The following is a 21,622-nucleotide window of genomic DNA, read 5'->3' as shown; positions in this document are numbered from 1 at the left end:
CCGCTAGCCGTTCAGGAAGTCACGGATATGGCCTGCATATCGATCGTCATCCAAGGCGGCGGCGATCCGGTCCTTCGACGGTAGGCCCGCCAGATCGGATGGACGGGTGCCGTTGCGCAGTGCCAGCAGGGTCTCATAGGCGGCATTCATGGCCGCCGCGATCGGCTGATGACCGGTCAGTCGGATCCGGACATTCCGGGATGCCAGATAGTCCGGGTCCTTCAACTCCGGCCCGGCGCCGCCCAACACGATAGGAAGATCCGTAGCACCTGAAACGATATCCAGGCAGTCCCGGTCCGGCACACCGACCAGGAAAATGGCATCCACACCGACCTCGGTATAGGCCGCGACACGGCGACGGCATTCCTCCGCCCCGGCGATCTGTGCGGCGCTGGTGCGGCCGCAGACGACAAGGTCCGGATCCGGCTTGGCGGCCATGGCGGCCTTCATCTTGCCGATCCCCTCTTCCAGGGAAATCAGGCTTGCCTTGCCGCCGGACGCGAAGGGGGCCGGCAGATCGGTATCTTCGATGGACAGGGCGGCGACACCGGCCACTTCCAGTTCCTCGACGGTTCGCATCACGTTCAATGCATTGCCATAGCCATGATCGGCATCGACCAGCAACGGCAGATCCGTCGCGCGACCGATCCTGCCGGCCTGGTCGGCAAATTCGGATAGCGTCAGGACGATATGGTCGGGCGCTCCCAAGACCGTCATGGAAGCAGTGGACCCGGCCAGTATTCCGGTTTCGTATCCGATCTGGCGCGCAAGCCGCGCGGACATCGGATCATAGACCGATGCGGGGGAAACGCAGGCATCGCCGTTCAGCACGGCGCGAAACTGCGCCCGTCGATCCGTCCAACGCGCCATGTAATCCCCCGATATCGTCTTGCCTGGGCGCAGCATAATGCAGCATCCGGACGAAGAAAAACCCCGCCGCGGCAATCCGGGCGGGGTTCTTCAAAATACCCTTCGGAAGGATCAGACGTCCGGATTGCTGTCGACATCCTCGATGGTGAGCTTGAAATCCACCCCATCGATGCTGACCGTGTGTTCGCCGGCACCATATTCCTGATCGCCGACTTTCACCGTATCCTCGCCATCCTTCAGGATCTTCAACTCGTCGCGGTCGTCGGTCATTTCGATCAGATCGTCGACCGACAGGGACATGTCGACCGGCCCGTCGACGCCGGTGACGTCCAGGATTTCGACATTCTTGATCGCATTGGCCAGCGCATCGCCGGACAGGGAACTGAGGCCGCCATTGCCGCCGGTCAGTTTCAGCGTGTCCATGCCACTACCGCCATCAACGCCGGCACGCAGGCTTTCCAGCGCCGCCGCACCGTCCAGATCGTTGGCATCATAGGCATCGGAAATCGCCTGATCCACGGTCCCGAAACCGCCACCTTCCGCGGCGTTGCCGGCGGCCTGCAGATCGGCAATGTCGTAATGCATCTCATCATCGCCGGCACCACCGATCAGCAGATCATTGTCACCGTCGGCAATAAGCACATCATCGCCGTCACCGCCCGCCAGAAGGTTCGCATCCTCGTTGCCGATCAAGGTGTCGTCGCCCCGGCCGCCCAGCGCGTTTTCCGTTCCGCGCCAGACCGATCCGGACAGGTCGACGGTCAGATCGTCTTCCGTTCCGGCTGCCGCGACCGCCCAATCGGTCCCGCCACCCAGGTCGATTTCGTCGAACCGGTCACCCAGATCGTCATCCTGAAGATCCCGGGTCACGTCGTCTTCGGCAACGGTCCAGCCGTCCAGCGGGTTCAGATCTTCACCCGGCGTCATCGTGAAGTTCGATGCATCGCCGTTGGGATCCAGCATGATGTAGCTGCTGGAGAACAGGTTTACCCAGTCATCGGCGAGATTGGTCAGGATATTGCCCCAGCTCTGCCCATTGTCGAGGCCGGTCGTCACCTCTTCGATGATGCTGGAAATGCTGGTGATATCGCCGGTTTCCGCTTCGATCGCAGCGTCACCATAGGTGATGCTCTTCAACAAAACATCGGAACTTGAGGATACCGCCCTTACTGCGATGTCCACTTCCTGCCCCAAGGGCAGAGTCACGTCGCCGATTTCGACGGTCTGCCATTCCCCGCCGAATCCACTGGCCTTCACGGTCGTGGTGAAGGTGCCCATGGATACGCCGTTGACCATGACTTCAAACTGACCGGTCCCAGTATAGCTGTTCTTGCCAACGACAACGGAAAGGGTCTCGGTGGTCTCAGCCGGGACATCCGCGACATCGGTTACGGTCGCACCGCTTTCGCTGGCTTCGCTTATGAAGGCGACATTGTCACCTTCGCCGGTATCCGCCAGGTTCGGCGCATCGGCCAGGCTCACGCCGACCACAACGGTCGCCGCATCGGACGTGTTCCCGTCGTCATCGGTAACCTGCACGCTGACAGTGCGATCGCCCGCCTCCGGAACGGAGTCATCGCTGCCGAGCCGCACTGCCTCCAGGGCGGTTTCGTAATCGCTCAGCGAACCATCGCCTGAAATCGTCAGCAGGTATCCGTCACCGGTCGCGGTAGCGCTTTCGACGCTGAGGCCCAGTTCGGACAGCACGCCCTGATCGACGGTCAGCTTGTCGCCCGCCTGATAGCCTCCGGAAATGTGGATTGTCGCCTGCGTAAGCTGGGACCCGTCGACATCGCTGAGGCTGATGCCGCCCAGGATCTGGGCGCCGGCGCTGACAGCCGCGCTCTCTACGCTCAGATCTGAAACCTCGTCGATTTCCGGCGCATAAGTGTACTGCGCGCCGTCCACATAGACCTCGATATCTTCGAAATTCTTGAAGGAAATGCCCAGGCTATCGATCGAGTGGGTGCCGCTGCTGTTCGACTGCGCAGCCGCGGTCGCCGCCGCGATTTCCGCAATGACAGCTTGCAGATTGGGATGGTCCGCACTCAATTCGATACGCAGCGTGTCATCGCCATGGCCACCGTCCAGCGACAGATCGCGATCGGTTTCCTCCGCATCGATGGTCACGACGGTCAGATCATCGCCGGTACCAGCATCGACCGAACCGGAGCCGGTTCCCATCCGGATGACATCGTCACCATGGCCGGCTTCGACGGTATCGTCGCCCGCACCGCCATCGATCGTGTCGTCCCCGTTTCCGCCATACAGCGTATCGTTGCCGGTGCCGCCCACCAGCGTGTCATCGCCGTGCCCGCCATAGAGGGTATCGTCACCCGAGCCCCCGTAAAGGACGTCGTCACCGTTGTCACCGTACAGCGTATCGTCGCCGCCTTCGCCATACAGCGTATCGTCGCCATGCCCACCGGACATGGTGTCGTCCTTGTCAGTCCCGGTCGCGACATTGTCATCATTGTCGCCGGTATAGGTGATGCCGGCACCCGGGTCCGGGAAGACGATATCGAACACGTCGACCGGGTCGCCGTTCGTGTCGACGATATTCAGTCCTTCGATGTTCTTCACCTCAAGCCCGAGGCTTTCGAACACCATCGAGCCCGTGGCCGCGGAACCCGATGCTACGAAAGCGACCAGTTCCTGGAGGTCGGTCACGATGCCGACATCCTGGAGATCCCATTCGGTCACGGTCAAAGTCAGGGTGTCGCTGCCCGATCCGCCATCGACGACATCTTCGCCCTCGCCCTGGACAACGTACAGAATATCGTTCCCCGCGCCGCCCAGAAGCGTGTCGTCGCCGGTTCCGCCCATCAGGGTATCGGCACCGTCGCCACCTTCCAGGAGGTCGTTGCCATCACCGCCGATCAGAACATCGTTCGAGCCGAGCCCGGACCCGTCCTCAACCGATACCGCAATGGATGCCGTATGGGTCGCCGAATCGCCGCCACCGTCCGGATCGAAATCCGTTGTCCGTGCGGTGATCTGCAGGTTGAAATCCGCCGTGCCGGGCGGGACCAGCAAGGTAATGGAATCCAGCATGTCGGCCGGCAGGGTTGCCCCGCCACCGGTAACCAGAACCTCACCGCCCTGCAGCAGTTGCACGCCATCCGGCAGGCCTTCGATCGTCACCGTCACGACTTCGGAACCGTCGATGTCGTTCGAATAGGCTTCCAGGTTCAACGAGACGACCGCACTCAAATTACCGCCGTCACCGATCAGGTGATCATTGCCGTCGCCGCCGATCAATGTATCGCCGCCGGCCCCGCCGATCAGCGTGTCATCGCCCGACGTGCCGATCTCAGTCGTCGCCTCGGCACGCCCCAGCACGACCTGGGTATCGCCGACGATCAACGTCGGGTCGTCCGCCTTGGCCAGGACCGTAACCCCCAGTTCCTGGGACGTCGAAGCGGATTCGTCACCCTGTGCGGTGGTTACACGGATCGTCAGGTCGAAATCGGCACCGGAATCCTGGGGCGGGATGACCGCCAGGCCTTCCAGTTGATCGACCGTCAACGTGACCGTGCCGCCAGTGAAGCTCTGTCCCGCCGAATTGGTCAGGGTTGCGCCATCCGGCAGATTTTCGATGGATACGGTAACCGTCTCATTCGGGTCGATATTGCCGATGGAGATGTCGAGCGGAATGCTCTCATCCTCATTGCCGCTGGCCGTGACCGCGGTGATCGTCGGCAAATCGAGCTCCGGAGCGATGGAGATCGACATGTTGCGCTCAACCAGCGCCGTATCCCCGTTCTCGCCCTCCGTCGCGATCGCGCGAATGGTCAGGGACAGGTCACCGGAGAAGTTCTGCGGCGACAGCAGGACGAGGCCGGACAGGGCATCGGCCGGGATTTCCGCCGGATCGCCGGAATAGATCGTGCCGTCCGCCGCCTTCAGGCTGAACCCTTCACCGAGCCCGTCGATTTCGACCGTCAGGCTTTCCGAACCGTCGATATCGGTCAGGGCGGCCTGAATATTCAGGGCAATCGGCACATCCTCGACACCGGTCAACGACGACACGCTCAGGCTCGGCGTATCCGCCACGCCGTCGACGGTCACCGTCAGACTGGAGGAAATCTCCGCTGAATCCTCGCCATCGGTCGCCGTTGCCGTCACGGTCAGGGAGAAATCGGCGTCCGAATTGGGCGACGGCTGGATCTTCAGCCCGGCCAGTTGCCCGGCCGTCAGAGTGATCTCATCCCCGGTAAAGGTTTCACCCGCCGCATTGGTCAGACTGGCGCCGTCCGGCAGACCGCTGATCGTCACCGTCAGGCTGTCGTCGCCCTGGGCGGAAGCGGAAATACTCAGCGGGATCGTGGCATCCTCATCGCCGACCGCGTTCAGGACGCTGAGAACCGGCGTCTCGGCCACATCGGACAGATTGATGCCCAGCGTTTCCGTCACACTGCTGGTATCGCCGTTCGCTTCCGTCGCGGTCGCCGTCACGGTCAGGCTCAACGCGCCGGCAAAACCGGCCACCGGCAGAAGCGTCAGGGCGCTGAGCGCCGCAGGCGGGATCGAGACCGGATCGCCGGAATAGGTGTTGGTGCCGTCCGACAGGACAAAGCCCTGCGGCAAACCGCCGATTTCGACAGTCAGCGTTTCCGACCCGTCCGTATCGGTCAGGGCGGCGGATATGTTCAACGCCAGCGGGACACCCTCGTCGCCTGCAACGTCGGAGAGGTCCAGTTCCGGCGTGTCGGCCACGCCCGTCACCTCCACCGAGAGACTGCCGGTCTTGACGGCGGAGGTTCCGTCCTCGCTGCTGGTCGCCGTGACCGTCAGATCGATGGTGCCGGAGAAATTGACCGGCGGCACAATCTGCAGACCGGACAGCAATGCCGGCGGCACATCAGCCGGATCGACATCATTGCCTTGCGCGTCGAGCAGCCGCGCGCCTTCCGGCAGGCCGGCGATGGCGACCGTCAGGTCCTCGGACCCGTCCGGATCGGTACTGAAGGCCTGGATGGACAGGCCGATCGCGTTGTCTTCGCTGCCGACACTGCCGGAGACGATCAGTTCCGGTTCGCTGGCAACGCCGGAAATCGAGACATTCAGGCTGCCGCTGGAGACCGCCGTGCTGTCGCCATCCGCGGTCGTGGCCGTGATACCCAGCGCGATCTCACCGGAGAAACCGTCCGGCAGCACCATCTTCAGGCCGTCGAGCGCATCACCCGAAATGGCGGTCGGATCAAGTACAGTACCGGCGGCATCGATGATCGACGCCCCTTCCGGCAGCCCAGTGATCGCGATCGTCAGGCTTTCCTCGGTATCGGACAGCACCGCACCGATGTTCAGCGATACCGCATTGCCTTCGATGTCGGCGACATCTTCCAGCTCCAGCTCAGCGCCATCGGCGACCGCCGCGACATCAACCGTGAAGGACTGCGACGTCGTCGCCGTGGTTTCGCCTTCGGCACTGGTCGCAACGACCGTCAGGTTCAGCGCGCCGTTGAAGTTCAGCGGCGGCGTCAGCGTCAGGCCCTGAAGCGACCCGACAGGAATATCACCCGGATCGAGCAGATTACCCTCGGCATCCATCAGGATCGCACCGACCGGCAGCCCCTCAATCGCGACCGACACCGTTTCGGAACCGTCGGCATCGCCCTGGGCGACCGAAATCGACAGGCTGATCGCGGTGTCTTCGTCACCGGCGCCATTGCCGACCTGCACGACAGGCGCGTCCGCCACGCCGGACACGGAGACAGACAGGGAACCGGTCGTAACGGCCTGACTCTCGCCGTCCTGGGTCGTCGCCGTAACGGTCAGGTCAATCGTGCCGGAGTAATCCAGCGGCGGCACCAGATGGATGCCACCGATCTGATCGGCGCCGATATTGGCCGGATCGATCTCAATGCCCGCGCCGTCGACCAGTTTCGCGCCTTCCGGCAGGCCGCTGATGGACAGGGTCAGGGTCTCGCCTTCATCCGTCGCTGCCGCGGAGATATCCAGAGCGATCGCACCGTCTTCCAGACCCGCAGCCGGGGATACTTCGAGCTCGGCCGCGTCGGCGACCGCCGACACATCCACCGTGAACGAGGTCGCCTCGGATGTGGCGGTCGTGCCGCCCTCCGCGCTGGTCGCAACAACGCCGAGCGACAGGGCGCCGGCGAAGTTCAGCGGCGGCAACAGCTTCAGGCCCGCCAGGCTGTCCGCCGGAATGTTCGAAGGATCCACCTCATTGCCGCCGGCATCGAACAGCTTCGCGCCTTCCGGCAGATTCTGGATCGCGACGGTCACGGTTTCCGACCCGTCGGCATCGCCCTGCGCCACGGAGATCGAAAGATTGATCAAACCGTCTTCGTCACCGGTGACGTCGCCGACCTGCACGATCGGTGCATCCGCCACGCCGTCGACGCTGACCGTCAGCGCGACCGGGTCGGACACTTTCGTGCTTTCACCATCCTGCGTCGTCGCTGTGACGCTCAGATCGATTTCGCCGGAGAAATCCAGCGGCGGGACCAGATGGATATCGCCGATCTGATCGGCACCGATATTGGCCGGGTCGATCTCGTTGCCTGCACCGTCGACCAGCTTCGCGCCTTCCGGCAGGCCGCCGATTGAAAGGGTCAGAATCTCGTCGCTGTCTGCCAGCGTGGCCGAGATATCCAGCGCAATCACGCCGTCTTCCAGCCCGGTCGCCGGCGAGACGTCCACAGTCGCACCATCGGCGATGCCGGAAACCTGAACGGTAAGATCCTGTGTCTCGCTTACCGCCGACGTGTTGCCTTCCGTGCTGGTCGCAATCACCTTCAGGGTGATCGCACCCGAGAAGTTGAGCGGCGGCTGCAGGGACAGGCCGTCCAGGGCCTCGACCGGAATGCTGGCCGGGTCCACCTCGTTACCGTCGGCATCGAACAGCTTCGCGCCTTCCGGCAGGTCCTGGATTGCGACGGTCACGGTCTCCGACCCGTCGGCATCGCCCTGGGTCACGGAAATCGACAGCGGGATCAGGCCGTCCTCCAGCCCCGCAGCCCCTTCGACAGTCACCTCCGCTACATCCGCGATGGCCTCGACCGTCGCCGTTCCCGTCAGCGGGGCAGACGTAACGGGGCCGTCATCGGTCAGCACAGCATTCGCCGTTACGGTCGCAGACAGCGCCACCGGTTCAGCCGAATCCGGCGCGAAATTCAGCACCATGTCTTCAAGTTGTGCGATGCTGAGCTCTTCTTCCGCGAGATCCAGCGTAATGTCGGCGCCGCCCGAATAGAGCTTGCCGCCCACGGTCAGGGTCGCCCCTTCCGGCACACCGGATATCACAACGGTCAACTCAAGCAGCGGCGAATCGATCGCGCCGTCCAGAGCCAGCGAGACCGGGGCGCTGCCGTCTTCCTGGCCGCTTCCGACTTCCAGGGACGGGTTAATGGTGATCTCCGCACCGGCCCCCTGGAACACGACATTCTCAACGCCGCTGATCTGCAAGCCAAGGGCCGGGAATGTGTGCTCACCGGTCGCTTCCTGGCCTTCCTGAAGACCGTCCATGAGGGCCTTCAGTTCGATCAGTTCGTTCGCATATTCGGTATTTGTCAGCTGGGACGCCGGGATGGTGAGGACAACCGTGTCCTCACCATCACCGCCTGCCACAACGTCATAAGTCCGCGCCAGAGCGGCTGCGCTGTCCTTGAAGTTGATTATCGCGTCTTCGATGGTCGGCGGGTTGGCCTCCACGGTGCCGCCTTCCAGCGTAACCTTCAGCGTATCGTCGCCGGCACCGCCGATCAGCAGGTCCTTGCCTTCCCCACCATCGAGCGTGTCGTTGCCTTCGCCGCCGCTGATGTCATCGTTCATGACATCGCCGATCAGCGTGTCATTTCCAGTGCCGCCGTCGATCTCGAAGCGTTTGCCGGCGCCCGAACCGTCGATGACGTCGTCGCCGGCACCGGCATTCAGCATGACGGTGCTGTCTGCAATATCCGTGTTTGAGATGTCACCGATCGTGACATGGTCACCGGCGCCGCCGAGGTCGAACTGCAACTCCTCGACGTCGTCCATTGTGATCTTGGTACCGGCCCCGCCGCTTTCGCTGATGATGACGTTGCCGCCGCTCTGCGAAACGCTCCATGTGGTGCCCGACGTGCCGGCGCTTATGTCGATGGCAAAAATGTCATGGGCGCTGCTGCCGCCCTGCACGCTCACATTGGTCGCGCTGCCGTATGAGAAGGTAACGGTGCCGCCCAAAGGACCAAAGGCATCCGCCCCATAAGTCAGTGACGGGAGTGGGCCGGTTATCTGATTGCCAAGCCCTGAATCGGTATTCGCATTGCTTTCGTCAAAGATCGGCAGGTCCGAGCCGACTTCGAACCCATCGTTGCCCAATTCACCCGACGTGAACTCCCCGCCTTCCAGAACGCCGTTCAGAAGGCGCAAAAAAAGCGCGCTTTGAGTGAAGCCCGCGATCGCGCCGCTGGGTCCTGCGGCGGTGTCCAGATCATCGAGCTCCTCAGCCAGCTTCTCCAACTCGTCTGCGCCGAGATCGCCCGTGTCCTGACCGTCTTCGCCCCCGCCATCATCGTCCTCCCGCAATTGCGGCTCGTTCGGATGATAGTCGATGGCGTCGCCATAGGTGGACGTCTGGGTATCCGGATCCATCACGAAGACGTCGCCGGGGGCGGCAAAGGCCGAGGTCACAACCGTCGACTGGCCGATGGAGTTCAGCAGCGCCTGACCGGCACCGTTCTCGACCACCACGGCACCTTCGAACAGCGTCACGGTCGCTTCGCCGAGTTCCTGGTCGACATTGACCGCATACTTCGTTCCGCGAATCCCGATCGTCGCGACCGGGGTGCGGACCTGGACGTTCTCAGGGTCGTCCTTGCCGATCTGACCGGAAGCGAAGACGAACGCGCCCTGCACGACGTCGAACAACTGGGAGCCGGAACCGGAATCCGCGTTGTAGACCATCTCGTCGATGGAGATGCGTGCCCCGCCACCCATGGACATGGTGCTGTCGTCGGTAAAAATGATCCCGACGGCACTGTCCGCGCCGGTCACCAGTACGTCGCCTTCATAGATGCTGTCGCCGGCTCCGAGCTCGACCTCGACGCCGCCACGAATGGCGATCACCTCACCCTTCATGTTGTCGACGACGCCCGCCGCTTCGCCCAGCGCGTCGGACGTACCGGATTGCGCGATCTGTGTATCCGGCACCATCGGGCCGGCAAGCTGCGCGACCAGGTCGCCGTTGATCACGGCGCCGCCTTCGGTCTGCAGTGAGGGCGGCACACCGCCACCGGAGAAATAGTCGACCACGACGACACTGTCGCCGCTGGGCAGCGTGATCTGGAGATCGGGACCAAGGCGCGAATATTCGCTGAGCAGCAGGTCATCGCCGCCGGGCACGACGGTCGGGCCGTCGGCATTCAGCTCGACATAGGTTTCGCCAGCCGCTTCAGACTGCGCCTTCAAGGCCTCTAGAATATTCATCGCACGATACCTGCTGGTAGTTCGTTACCGTGCCCCTCCGGCACGCTCGCCGACGCAGATGCGTCTCAACGTTGACCCAATTTTTATCATTCTGGGGCCAGCGAGGCGGTGACGATCGTCACACCGGTTAAAAAAAGTTACCGGCTGCCGCCAAAACCGCATTTCCGCATCGGCTTCAACTGTGCGTACGGGAGTAGTATCATGGTCAGGTGGCATTTTTGGCAAGCTGTCGCGCAAATTTAGCACCTGAATTTGCGAAAATACCGATGAAATTTTATGAAAATTCATTTATTAATGTTGGGACCTCTGTGAACAATGGGCCCGCCCTAAACGGATTTTCAGGCAAAATCCCGATGACCGAACCGCCCGAACAGGCGGATTCTAGCGGTACAGCCTGTCCCCGACCTTTTCACGGATATCGTCGTACATATGGGCGACGAATTCACCATACCCGTTATAAATCTGGGTCGGCACCACGTCTCCGCTGGTCAGAAGCTGTTCTTCGGCCTGGGACCAGCGCGGATGCGGCACATCCGGGTTCACATTGGCCCAGAAACCATATTCGCTGGCCTGCAGTTCTTCCCAGTAACTGACCGGTCGTTCGTCCGTGAAGGTGAAGCGGACTATGGATTTGATCGACTTGAAGCCGTATTTCCACGGCAGGGCGAGGCGCAGCGGTGCCCCATTCTGCTTCGGCACCGGCTTTCCGTACAGACCGGTAACCAGGAAGGTCAGGTCGTTGGTCGCTTCGGCCAGGGTGACCCCTTCGGTATAGGGCCAGGGATACCAGCTTGCAGACAGGTTCGGCATTGTCTCCTCATCCGCAAGGGTCTGCATCTTGACGTATTTCGCACCGCTCAGCGGTCGGGCGATTTCGACCAGCTGCGACATCGGGAAACCGGACCAGGGAACGGTCATCGCCCAGCGTTCGACGCAGCGGTGGCGATATACCCGCTCTTCCAGCTGCACCTTGCGCAGCAGGGTATCGATATCCAGTGTCATCGGCTGTTCGACCATGCCGTCTATGACAACGTCCCACGGACGAATCTTCAGCGCCTGGGCATCCTCATAGATCCGTTTGTGGCTGCCGAACTCATAGAAGTTATTGTAGGTCGTCGCATCGGCCTCGTCGGTCAGCGGACGCTCCGGGACGGTGTATTTCCCGTTCGTCGGCACAGGATACAGAGCCGCCGACGGATCGGATTCCGCCGCCCGAGCCATCCGGCCGCCGATCCCGGTAGCCAATGTCGTCCCCGCCAGGAACCCGGCCAGTGACAGGTTGCGCAGGATATCCCGACGGCTGCGATAGGCACCTTCGTCCATCGCCGCCGATTCCGGCAGTTCCCACCCCTTCTTCACCTTGATCAGCATGATCGGGTCGCTCCGTTCAGGTTCTTTCCAACGGAGATCAAGGTCGGGCGAAACCCGGCGGCGGTCAATCCGCGGTCACGCGCTCGTGACAAGGTATGAGGGCAGATGCACGAAGGGACCTGCCGGCATCCGGCAGGACCCTACTTTCCGTCCGGCGCGCGCCGGTTATGCCGCAAGCAGGCTGCGCAGCATCCACGCGGTTTTCTCGTGCACCTGCAGGCGCTGGGTCAGCAGATCGGCGGTCGGCTCGTCCTGCCCGGCCTCGGCCTGGGGGAAAACCGACCGGGCGGTGCGGGCCACCGTCTCGTGACCGCGCATCAACTGGCGGATCATCTCTTCGGCGGACGGGTCGCCCTCTTCTTCCTCGATCTGGGTCAGCTTCGCGAAGGCACCATAGGTACCGGGTGCCTTCTCGCCGAGAGTCCGGATGCGTTCAGCGATTTCGTCCACGGCCGCAGCCAGTTCGACATATTGCTCTTCGAACATGGCGTGCAGCGAATTGAACATCGGGCCGGTGACGTTCCAGTGGAAGTTATGGGTCTTCAGATACAGCGTGTAGCTGTCCGCAAGCACGCGGGACAGGCCCGCGGCAATTGCTTTTCGGTCGTCTTCCGGAATGCCGATATCGGGTTCCAATGCCATAATTCAGTCTCCTGTCGTTCGGATCATGCGCCGCATCATCGGCACAAGTGTTCGCTTCGACCTCCCATATGGGGGGCCGTTCCGAACCTTCAATTGCTAATTAGAATATTTCCAAAAAAGATTGGAAGCGATTATGCCCGACCGGATTCCATGGAAAGAAGTTTCGGGTCGAAGCCGAGAATCCCGACGGCGCGATCCCATTTGTCCTCCAGGGCGTCATCGAACAGCAGGTCCGCATCCGCGGGAACCGTCAGCCAGGCGTTCTCCTGGATTTCACCGTCCAGCTGGCCCGGTCCCCAACCGGCGTAACCCAGTGCCAGCAGACTGTCCCGCGGCCCCGTTCCGCCGGCAATGTCGCGCAGGATGTCGACCGTCGCCGTCAGCCCGATTCCATTGTCCATGACGACCGTGCCTTCGCGCATGTATTCGGTCGAATGCAGAACAAAGCCGCGACCGGATTCGACCGGGCCGCCGAAATGCACGCGGATTTCATCACCGCCGCGCGGTCTGCCGATGTTCAACTGTTCCAGCAGTTCATCGAATGTCAGGGAATCGACCAGACGGTTGACCACCAGTCCCATGGCGCCTTCCGCATTGTGGACGCAGAGATAGATCACCGTCCGTTGAAAACGCGGATCGGTCATGCTGGGCATGGCGATCAGAAACTGACCGGTCAGATATCCCGAATGATTCTGGCTCGATTCCGTCATGGCGGTCACTGTGCCTGTCTCTACCTGTACAGTCTAACAACAAGATGGATGCGTGTGCCAGCCGGCCGCATGTCGAGGCCATATTCGGGCGGCGCGGCGTCGATGCGTCGCACGATTATGTGAGTTTCTGCAACCGGTTGGAAGGCCTATATAGGATGCATTCCAGTGGAGGCCCAGCTTAGCGATGCGATTTTTCCCGCCGATCCCGACCCCCATCCTGCGCCTTGTACAGCTCACTCTCCTGCTGGTCATTCCGGCCGGCGGCGCCGGTGCCGCGTCGGGGGAATGGGTCGCGGCCGAACAAAGCGACCTGCGGCTTGTCTCCGCCGTGGCCGCGACCGGTGATCGCGCGGAACTGCCGCTTGGTCTGGAATTCCGAATGGACCCGGGCTGGAAGATCTACTGGCGCACGCCGGGCGACGCGGGTCTGCCACCGATTCCGGATTGGACCGCGTCCCGGAATGTCGCCGCGGTCGAGATGCTCTGGCCCGTCCCGAAACGGTTCGAAATCTTCGATATCGGCACGCTGGGCTATGAGGATTCGGTTCTGTTTCCGCTCTCGGTACGCCCCGAGAGCCCCGGCGAACCGGTGCAGCTGCGCGGCACGATCGACTTTCTGATCTGTGAGGAGATCTGCATTCCCGGCCGCGCCGAAGTCGCATTGGACCTTCCGGCCGGCCCGGCCGTTCCCGCGGACGAAGCCCATCTGATAGACCGGTCCCGGGCCATGGTACCGGTCCCGGACGGTCCCGGCACCGGGCTGAGCCTCCGGCAGGCAACCTATAGCCAGACCGGCGAAACGATTCGAGTAGCCCTTGCCGTCGCCGCGGAGTCCGGCTTTCAGGACGGGCTGGATGCCTTTGTCGAGGGGACGGGCGGCGCCTATTTCGACCGGCCGACGGTGGAGATTCGAAGCGAAACGGAAGCGGTTCTGAGCGTCGATGCCCCGGCCCACCTGGATCTGGCGGCGCTGACCGGCGACGGTTTGACCGTCACTCTGGTTAACGGCGATGCCGCGCTGGAGACCAGGATCACACCGCAACCGGAGACCGCGGATACCTCCCGCCTCTGGACGATCCTGGCGCTGGCATTGCTCGGCGGGCTGATCCTGAACCTGATGCCCTGCGTCCTGCCAGTCCTGTCCCTGAAGCTGATGTCCGTTCTGGGCAAGTCGGGCAAGAGTCAGGGCACGGTTCGTCTCGGCTTCCTGGCCGCCAGCGCAGGCATTTTCGTGTCGTTCATGGTGCTGGCCGGGCTGGCAATCGGCCTGAAATCGGCCGGGCTCAGCGTCGGCTGGGGCATCCAGTTCCAGCAGCCGGTCTTCCTGGCGCTGATGATCGCATTGCTGACCCTGTTCGCCTGCAACATGGCCGGGCTGTTCGAATTTAGGCTGCCGGGTGTGATTGGGGACCGGGCCGCCACCGCCGGAAACAGCCGCGAAGGGCTGTTGAGGGACTTTCTGACCGGTGCTTTCGCCACCCTTCTGGCAACCCCGTGCAGCGCGCCTTTCCTCGGCACCGCCGTCGGCTTCGCGTTGAGCGGCAGTGCCGGGGACATTCTGGCGATCTTCGCGGCGCTGGCAGTCGGATTGGCTCTGCCCTATCTGGCCATCGCCGCCTTCCCCGGCGTCGTCCGCTTCCTGCCCCGCCCCGGTCGATGGATGGGCTATCTGCGCGCCCTGCTTGTGCTGGCGCTGGTCGGGACCGCCTTCTGGCTCGCAACCGTCCTGGCGACCACAGTCGGTGTGGAGAATGCCGCGGCGGTATCGGCGCTGGCCGCCCTTGCCGCCGCCGTCCTGATTGCCCGCCGGGTCCAGGGATCCCGTATCGGTCGCTTTGCCTGGCCCCTGTCCGCCCTGCTGGCCCTGGCCGCGGTTGCAGCGCCGCTGACCTTCCAGGATTCGCGGCCCGCCCAGGTTGGCGCGACCGTGTCCGATTCCGCCGGGATCGTCTGGCGCCCCTTCGAAGAGGCGGCGATCCCGGACCTTGTACGCGCCGGCAAGACGGTCTTCGTCGATGTCACCGCCGATTGGTGCGTGACCTGCCAATGGAACAAGAAAACCGTGCTGGAGGCCGGCGAGATCGCAGAATGGCTGCGCAGCGATTCCGTCGTGGCCATGAAGGCGGACTGGACGCAGCCCGATGCAGCGATCGCCGATTATCTGGCGCGCCACGACCGCTATGGCATTCCGTTCAACATGGTCTACGGGCCCGCCATGCCACAAGGCACCGCGCTGCCCGAACTGCTGACCGAGACCGCAGTGCGGGAAGCCGCCCTGCGCGCCGATCCGGAAAGCGATGTCGCAGCCGCGGAATGACGACTATTTGCGCTGTCAGGGAATTGTCTCTGGACATCAAACGGGATTAGCCTAGGTCTGCACCACGGGTGAAGGGGGTGGCCCTCTCACCAATCAATGTAATTCCCACGGGATGGAGACAGGACATGAGCATCAAGGAAGGCGACAAGATTCCCCAGGTCGGTTTGAAACGGATGGGCGAGAACGGCCCGGAAGATGTCGACCCCAGCGATTACTTCGGTGGCAAGAAGGTCGTCTTGTTCTCCGTCCCCGGTGCCTTCACGCCGACCTGTTCGGCAAAGCATCTGCCCGGATTCGTCAATCAGGCCGACGCGCTTCGCGCCAAGGGCGTCGACAACATCGCCTGCCTGGCGGTCAATGACGCCTTCGTCATGGGGGCCTGGGGCAAGGATCAGCAGGCCGACGGCAAGGTCGACATGCTGGCCGACGGTTCCGCCGCTTTCACCAGCGCGCTGGGGCTGGAACTGGATCTGGTCGCCGCCGGTCTGGGCGTGCGCGGCCAGCGCTTCGCGATGATCGTCGATGACGGCACCGTGACCCATCTGGCCGTCGAAGAGCCCGGCGCATTCGAAGTCTCCTCCGCCGAGGCCATTCTATCGAAACTCTGATTCGGACCGATGGGCGGCGGGCTTTCCGGCATCTCGGCACGCCGCCCGTCGGACATTGATATTTCCCCCGTCAGGTTGAATAGTTCACGTATGTGCGCGGGGAGACTTCTGTGTTCACTTCCACAGGTTCGACAATTCTGACGCCGGAGTTGATCGCGGATCCGTCGCTGATTCCGATCGAAAGCAACGTGATTCGCGACGCCTTGAGGTATTGGAACGACCGTCGACCGTGCCCGGATTCACTGCCCGGACGCCAGCACATCGACCCGACGGACATTCCCCGCCTCCTGCAGTCCGTTTGGCTGCTGGACGTCGTTCGCGATGACCCCGACTATCCCAGGATGCGGTTCCGCTGTCGAATTTTCGGCGGCCATTTCCTCGATTCCTGGGGCCTCGGCATGAAGGGGCGCTTCCTGGATACGGTAACGCAATTCGCCGGGTCCGACGGTGAGGAGGACCTGATCGCGACTTGCGAATCCGGGGTGCCGCGCCATTACAACGGCGTTCCCTCCGTCGACCCCTTCACGATGGTCAAACAGGTCGAGGCCCTGATGCTGCCGCTTGCCAGCGACGGGAAGACGGTCGACATGATGCTGAACTTCAGCTTCTGCCAGCATTCGGAAAACGCGCCGCCCTCCCTGATCAACCACTAGCAACCAGCGCCCGCAACTCCTCCAGGGCGATGTTCAGCCGGTCCGGCTCGATCGGATTTTCCGGATAGGCGACATAGGTGGCCCTGCGAAAGACCGGGGCCTTGTCGACCTGGAAGATTTCGCCGCTGTCGATCTGCGGCCGTACGGCACTGGCCAGCAGATAGGCCGACGCCCCGCGCTCGATGACGAAATTCAGGGCCAGGGCCGGGTGATCGACCTGTAGTTTCGGCGTCAGGGCATCCGGGAAGGTCATCGCATGCTGCTGCCGGAAATCATCGCCCCAGTCGACGAAAATGTAATCCTCGACCCAGGATCCTTTATAGGTCCGGTCGCGCGCGCCGGAGACCATGATCAGGTCTTCTTCCATCAGCAGTTCGACCGTCAGGTTCGAACGCTGCTGCGGTACATAGAGCACCGCGAGATCCAGAAACCCGTCGCAGACATGCCGCGTCAGCGTCGGCGAAAAATCGACGGCTGCACGCACGCCGAGACGCGGCGCCCGCGCCTGAATTCGATCGATCCAGGCATAGCCGATGCGATCCCACAGCGTCGCGTGAATGCCGATCCCCAGGACCGAGGACAGTTCCTCAGGCAGGGCGATTTCGTGCCGCGCCTGCTCCCAGGCCCGCACAGCCGTCTGGGCATAGCGGTGAAAATGCTGTCCGGCCCCGGTCAGTTCCGCACCGGACCGGCGACGATGGAACAGCGTCCGATCCAATCGGTCCTCCAGCACCTTGATCCGCGCCGAAATCGTCGACTGGGTCACGTTCAAACGCTCCGACGCCAGTTGGAAACTGCCGGTCGCGGCGACTTCCAGAAAGGCCCGCATGTGATCGATGTTCATACCCCACCCGCACAATCGAAATTTTCGATCCATGAGACTTAAAAATATCGCTTCTCCAATTCAACAGATTTTCGGAGACTCCTTGGGTGGCAACGGGCGTTTCATCAAAAGAGGTGCGACCATGCAGGAGATCTTCCACGCGGACAGATATCCCATCGAGGCGCCGGGCACGGCTGCCTATGACGCGCTGGTCGCATCCTGCCGGGACGCGCTGGCCGAAGACGGATGCTGCACCCTGTCGCGCTTTCTGACCCCGGCGGCGATCGCCCGAATTGCCGCAGAGGCCGATAGGCTGGCACCCCAGGCTTTTCGGCGGCAGACCCACCACAACCCATATTTTTCGGAACCCCGCCCGGAACTCGGGCCGACTCATCCGATCAACCGGATCCAGGATCGCACGAACGGATTTGTCTGCGCGGACCTGATCGATCCCGGATCGGACCTCTGGCAACTCTACGACAGCCCGCATCTGACGGCGTTCCTGTCAGATGCGTTCGGGATCGACCCGCTCTACAAATACGCCGACCCTCTGGCCTGCATGCCGTTCAACACGATGCGGCCGGGCGATGCCTTTCCCTGGCATTTCGATACCAACGAATTCACCGTCACATTCATGATCCAGCCCCCGGACGCCGGCGGGATCTTCGAATATGTCCCGAACATTCGCGACCCGCGGAACGAACATTATGACGCCGTCGCCGCAGTCATGGCGGGCGATGGGTCGCGGGTCCGTCGGCTGGACCTGAAGGCCGGGGACATGCAGTTGTTCCTGGGGCGCTATACCCTGCACCGGGTGACCCGTGTCGGCGGCACACGCCCGCGCCATGTCGCCATCCCGTCCTGGGCGCGGCAGCCCGGCATGGTCGGGCATCCCCATCGCACCGAACAGATCTATGGCCGGGTCCTGCCGGTCCACCTCGAAAAGGGCCGCATGCGGGCTGATTCGCTGGTCGACTAGACCCGATACTGGTTCTGCCCCCTTTCTGATCCAATCTATCTAGCCTACATTCCGCGGGATCGACGGTCCGCGGTCGGCCGTATCCAGTTGCGCAAACCAGAGGAGCGCCCATGCCCGCCTCAAAGCCCTTCAATGACGTTCTGTCGATGATCGGCAACACGCCGATGATCCGTGTCAGCAATATCGACACCGGCCCCTGCGAGCTGTTCCTGAAGCTGGAAAGCCAGAACCCCGGAGGATCGATCAAGGACCGGATCGGTCTGTCGATGATTGAGGCCGCCGAACGCGAAGGCAAAATCAAACCGGGCGGGACGATCATCGAGGCCACCGCCGGCAATACCGGTCTCGGCCTCGCCCTCGTAGCCGCACAGAAGGGCTACCGCATGGTCCTGATCATTCCGGACAAGATGAGCCAGGACAAGATCTTCCATCTGAAAGCACTGGGGGCGGAGGTCATCATGACCCGCTCCGACGTCGGCAAGGGCCATCCCGAATACTATCAGGACATGGCGGAGCGGATTCACAACGAAACGCCGAATTCGATCTGGATCAACCAATTCGCCAACCCGGCCAACCCGCTGGCCCATGAAACCACCACCGGACCGGAAATCTGGGAACAGATGGACCACGATGTCGATGCCGTGGTCTGCGGAGTCGGTTCCGGCGGAACGATTTCAGGACTGGGGCGCTTCTTCCAGAAGGTGCAGCCGAATCTGCGCATGGTCCTGGCCGACCCGGACGGATCGGTTGTCGGCGACACGGTCAAGACCGGGGAAGTCCCGACAGAGGTGGGGTCCTGGCTGGTCGAAGGGATCGGCGAGGATTTCATCCCGCCGAATTGCGACATCTCCCTGATCTCCGATGCCGTCTATGTATCCGACAAGGAAGCCTTCGCCGCCGCGCGCAACCTCGTCGTCCAGGAAGGCATCCTCGGCGGCAGTTCGACCGGCACGCTGCTGGCCGGGGCCATCAAATGGTGCCAGGCGCAAACCGAAAAGAAACGCGTCGTCACCTTCGTCTGCGATACCGGAAACAAGTATCTGGCCAAGGTCTACAACGATGCCTGGATGCTGGATAACGGCCTGCTGGATGTCGAGGAGCACGGCGACCTGCGGAATCTCGTCACCCGTCGCGCGGACAAGGGTCAGGTCGTTACCGTCAAATCCAACGAGACCCTGGCCACGGCCTACGGCCGCATGCGGATGTTCGACGTGTCCCAACTGCCGGTCATGGACGAGAAGGGCCGCATCGCCGGCCTGATCGATGAAAGCGACCTGATGCTGGCGGTCTGCGAGAACGAGGAAGCCTTCGGCGACGCGTCGGGCGACCACATGGTGGCGAAGCTGGAGACGATTTCCCCCAAATCACCGATCGAGGCGCTGCTGCCCCTGTTCCGGGCGGAAAAGGTCGCCATCGTGAAGGATGAAGACACGTTCTACGGCCTGATCACGCGGGTCGATTTCATCAACTACATGCGCAAACGCGGGAAGTAACCCAATCATGACGATCAAGAAAAACCGCCAGGGCCTGTCCACGCGGGGCATTCATGCCGGCCAGAGCCCGGACCCGACGACCGGCGCCATCATGACGCCGATCTACGCCACGTCGACCTATGTCCAGGACAGTCCCGGCGTTCACAAGGGCTATGAATATTCCCGCAGCCAGAACCCGACGCGCATGGCCTTCGAAGCCTGCGTCGCGGATCTGGAAAACGGCGCACGCGGCTATGCTTTCGCCAGCGGTCTGGCAGCCATGGGCACGATCCTGGAACTGCTGGACAGCGGCGACCATGTGGTCGCGATGGACGATCTCTATGGCGGCAGCTACCGGATCATGGAGAATGTCCGCAAGCGCTCGGCCGGCCTGGATTTCAGCTTCGTCGACCTGACAGATCCGGCCAATCTGGAAGCCGCGATCCGTCCGGAAACCAAGATGGTCTGGGTCGAAAGCCCGACCAACCCCACCCTGCGCCTTGTCGATCTGGACGCCATTGCGCGGATCGCGAAGAAGCACGGGCTCCTGACCGTGTGCGACAACACTTTCGCGTCCCCCATCGTGCAGCAGCCGCTGGACCATGGTTTCGACATCGTCGTGCACTCGGCGACCAAGTATCTGAACGGACATTCGGACATTGTCGGCGGCGTAGCCGTCCTGCGCGAAGACGGCGAACTGGCGGACCGCATGGCCTATCTGCATAACGCGGTCGGCAGCATCCTGGGCCCGTTCGACAGCTTCCTGGCCCTGCGCGGCCTGAAGACCCTGGCGATCCGGATGCGCCAGCACTGCGCCGGGGCGATGCGGATCGCGGAATACCTGGAAAGCCACGACAAGGTCGAACGGGTCATCTATCCCGGCCTGGAAAGCCACCCGCAGCACGACCTGGCGAAGAACCAGATGGTCGGCGGGTTCGGCGGCATCGTCACCGCCATCCTGAAGGGCGGCCTGGACGAAAGTCGCCGCTTCCTGGAACACACCGAACTGTTCGCGCTGGCCGAATCCCTGGGCGGGGTGGAAAGCCTGATCGAACATCCGGCGATCATGACCCATGCCTCGATCCCGGCGGAGATCCGGGCGGAACTGGGCATATCGGATTCGCTGGTCCGCCTGTCCGTCGGAATCGAAGACATCGACGATCTGCTGGCAGACCTGGACACGGCTCTCGCGGCGATCTGACCCAGCGACATCGAAATTTCAAGATGCCATGCAATTCATGAGTCGCCATCGGGTCCGCGTGGCAAGGTCAGATTGTCCAAGGCGGTGGCCGAAAAATCCCGTACATGGATGATGCACTGGCACTGACGTCAGACAAAAAACAGTCGCCCCCTCTCCAGGGGGCGGCTGTTTCTCGTTAACTTGGCTTTTCTCAGATCAACCCGTCGCTCTCGACCAGGAAGGCGCCGGAGGATACGACGGCGAGGGTGCTTTCGGATGTCGCGATATCGCGCTGAAGCGTGGCGATTGTCCGGCCGCATTCCCGCGCATAGGGACAGGCATCCCGAATGCCGCAGGCACCGAGGCGGCGCGCAATGGTTTTTGCACTTTCCTCATCGGCGTCGCCGATCAGGCTGTATGCGCGGCTTACGGAATCCTTGCAGGCTGAAATCATTGGCCCTGCCCTTGTGAATGACGTGGGGGATGGTACGGCGCGGCCGGTTAATGCCCCCTTAACGCGACCGCAAATTTCTGCGAATTGATCGCATCGCCTTCGCACCCT

The 21,622-nt window shown here is 62.5% G+C and carries 13 protein-coding genes; 6 read left to right on the top strand and 7 right to left on the bottom strand.

The window, feature by feature from the left end; all coding sequences use genetic code 11:
• Positions 1–3 precede the first annotated feature (3 nt).
• The 5 genes from R8L07_13420 to R8L07_13400 all read right to left on the bottom strand — a co-directional run bounded on the left by R8L07_13420 (position 4) and on the right by R8L07_13400 (position 13,028).
• Positions 4–870 (bottom strand): isocitrate lyase/PEP mutase family protein, encoded by an 867-nt coding sequence (locus R8L07_13420; GenBank protein ID MDW3206530.1) that lies wholly within the window; start codon positions 868–870, stop codon positions 4–6.
• 111 nt (positions 871–981) lie between these two features.
• The gene (locus tag R8L07_13415; protein MDW3206529.1) at positions 982–10,305 is read right to left on the bottom strand and encodes a FecR domain-containing protein; all 9,324 of its coding nucleotides are present in this window, start codon (positions 10,303–10,305) and stop codon (positions 982–984) included.
• A 381-nt stretch (positions 10,306–10,686) separates the two neighbouring features.
• Positions 10,687–11,676, bottom strand: coding sequence for a protein-methionine-sulfoxide reductase catalytic subunit MsrP (gene msrP, locus R8L07_13410; GenBank protein MDW3206528.1), 990 nt, complete (start codon positions 11,674–11,676; stop codon positions 10,687–10,689).
• A 165-nt stretch (positions 11,677–11,841) separates the two neighbouring features.
• A complete protein-coding gene (locus R8L07_13405; protein ID MDW3206527.1) occupies positions 11,842–12,312 on the bottom strand; it encodes a Dps family protein in 471 nt (156 codons plus the stop codon).
• Positions 12,313–12,449: 137 nt separating this feature from the next.
• Positions 12,450–13,028 carry a YqgE/AlgH family protein gene (locus R8L07_13400; protein MDW3206526.1) on the bottom strand — a complete coding sequence of 193 codons (579 nt, stop codon included), beginning with the start codon at positions 13,026–13,028 and terminating at the stop codon, positions 12,450–12,452.
• A 184-nt stretch (positions 13,029–13,212) separates the two neighbouring features.
• Between R8L07_13400 and R8L07_13395 the strand changes: the two genes are divergently transcribed.
• From R8L07_13395 to R8L07_13385, 3 genes are all read left to right on the top strand, one after another.
• Positions 13,213–15,345, top strand: a complete 2,133-nt coding sequence (locus R8L07_13395) for a protein-disulfide reductase DsbD family protein (GenBank protein MDW3206525.1) — start codon at positions 13,213–13,215, stop codon at positions 15,343–15,345.
• Positions 15,346–15,470: 125 nt separating this feature from the next.
• A complete protein-coding gene (locus tag R8L07_13390) occupies positions 15,471–15,953 on the top strand; it encodes a peroxiredoxin (protein ID MDW3206524.1) in 483 nt (160 codons plus the stop codon).
• A 110-nt stretch (positions 15,954–16,063) separates the two neighbouring features.
• Positions 16,064–16,606, top strand: coding sequence for a PAS domain-containing protein (locus R8L07_13385; GenBank protein ID MDW3206523.1), 543 nt, complete (start codon positions 16,064–16,066; stop codon positions 16,604–16,606).
• Here the strand turns inward: R8L07_13385 and R8L07_13380 are convergent.
• Positions 16,596–17,450, bottom strand: coding sequence for a LysR family transcriptional regulator (locus R8L07_13380; GenBank protein MDW3206522.1), 855 nt, complete (start codon positions 17,448–17,450; stop codon positions 16,596–16,598). The genes R8L07_13385 and R8L07_13380 overlap by 11 nt on opposite strands.
• Positions 17,451–17,571: 121 nt before the next feature.
• Between R8L07_13380 and R8L07_13375 the strand changes: the two genes are divergently transcribed.
• The 3 genes from R8L07_13375 to R8L07_13365 all read left to right on the top strand — a co-directional run bounded on the left by R8L07_13375 (position 17,572) and on the right by R8L07_13365 (position 21,081).
• On the top strand, positions 17,572–18,408 hold the full coding sequence (locus R8L07_13375) for a hypothetical protein (protein ID MDW3206521.1): 837 nt from the start codon (positions 17,572–17,574) through the stop codon (positions 18,406–18,408).
• 110 nt (positions 18,409–18,518) lie between these two features.
• A complete protein-coding gene (locus R8L07_13370) occupies positions 18,519–19,901 on the top strand; it encodes a cystathionine beta-synthase (GenBank protein ID MDW3206520.1) in 1,383 nt (460 codons plus the stop codon).
• 7 nt (positions 19,902–19,908) lie between these two features.
• On the top strand, positions 19,909–21,081 hold the full coding sequence (locus R8L07_13365; protein MDW3206519.1) for a PLP-dependent aspartate aminotransferase family protein: 1,173 nt from the start codon (positions 19,909–19,911) through the stop codon (positions 21,079–21,081).
• A 190-nt stretch (positions 21,082–21,271) separates the two neighbouring features.
• Here the strand turns inward: R8L07_13365 and R8L07_13360 are convergent, their stop codons facing one another.
• The gene (locus R8L07_13360; protein MDW3206518.1) at positions 21,272–21,514 is read right to left on the bottom strand and encodes a hypothetical protein; all 243 of its coding nucleotides are present in this window, start codon (positions 21,512–21,514) and stop codon (positions 21,272–21,274) included.
• Between the last annotated feature and the right edge of the window lie 108 nt (positions 21,515–21,622).

The organism is Alphaproteobacteria bacterium, assembly GCA_033344895.1.
In the GTDB taxonomy this organism is placed as follows: Bacteria; Pseudomonadota; Alphaproteobacteria; order UBA8366; family Aestuariispiraceae; genus Pacificispira.
The sequence above is the reverse complement of the archived record's forward strand: the minus strand, read 5'-3'. Positions and strand labels throughout refer to the sequence as shown.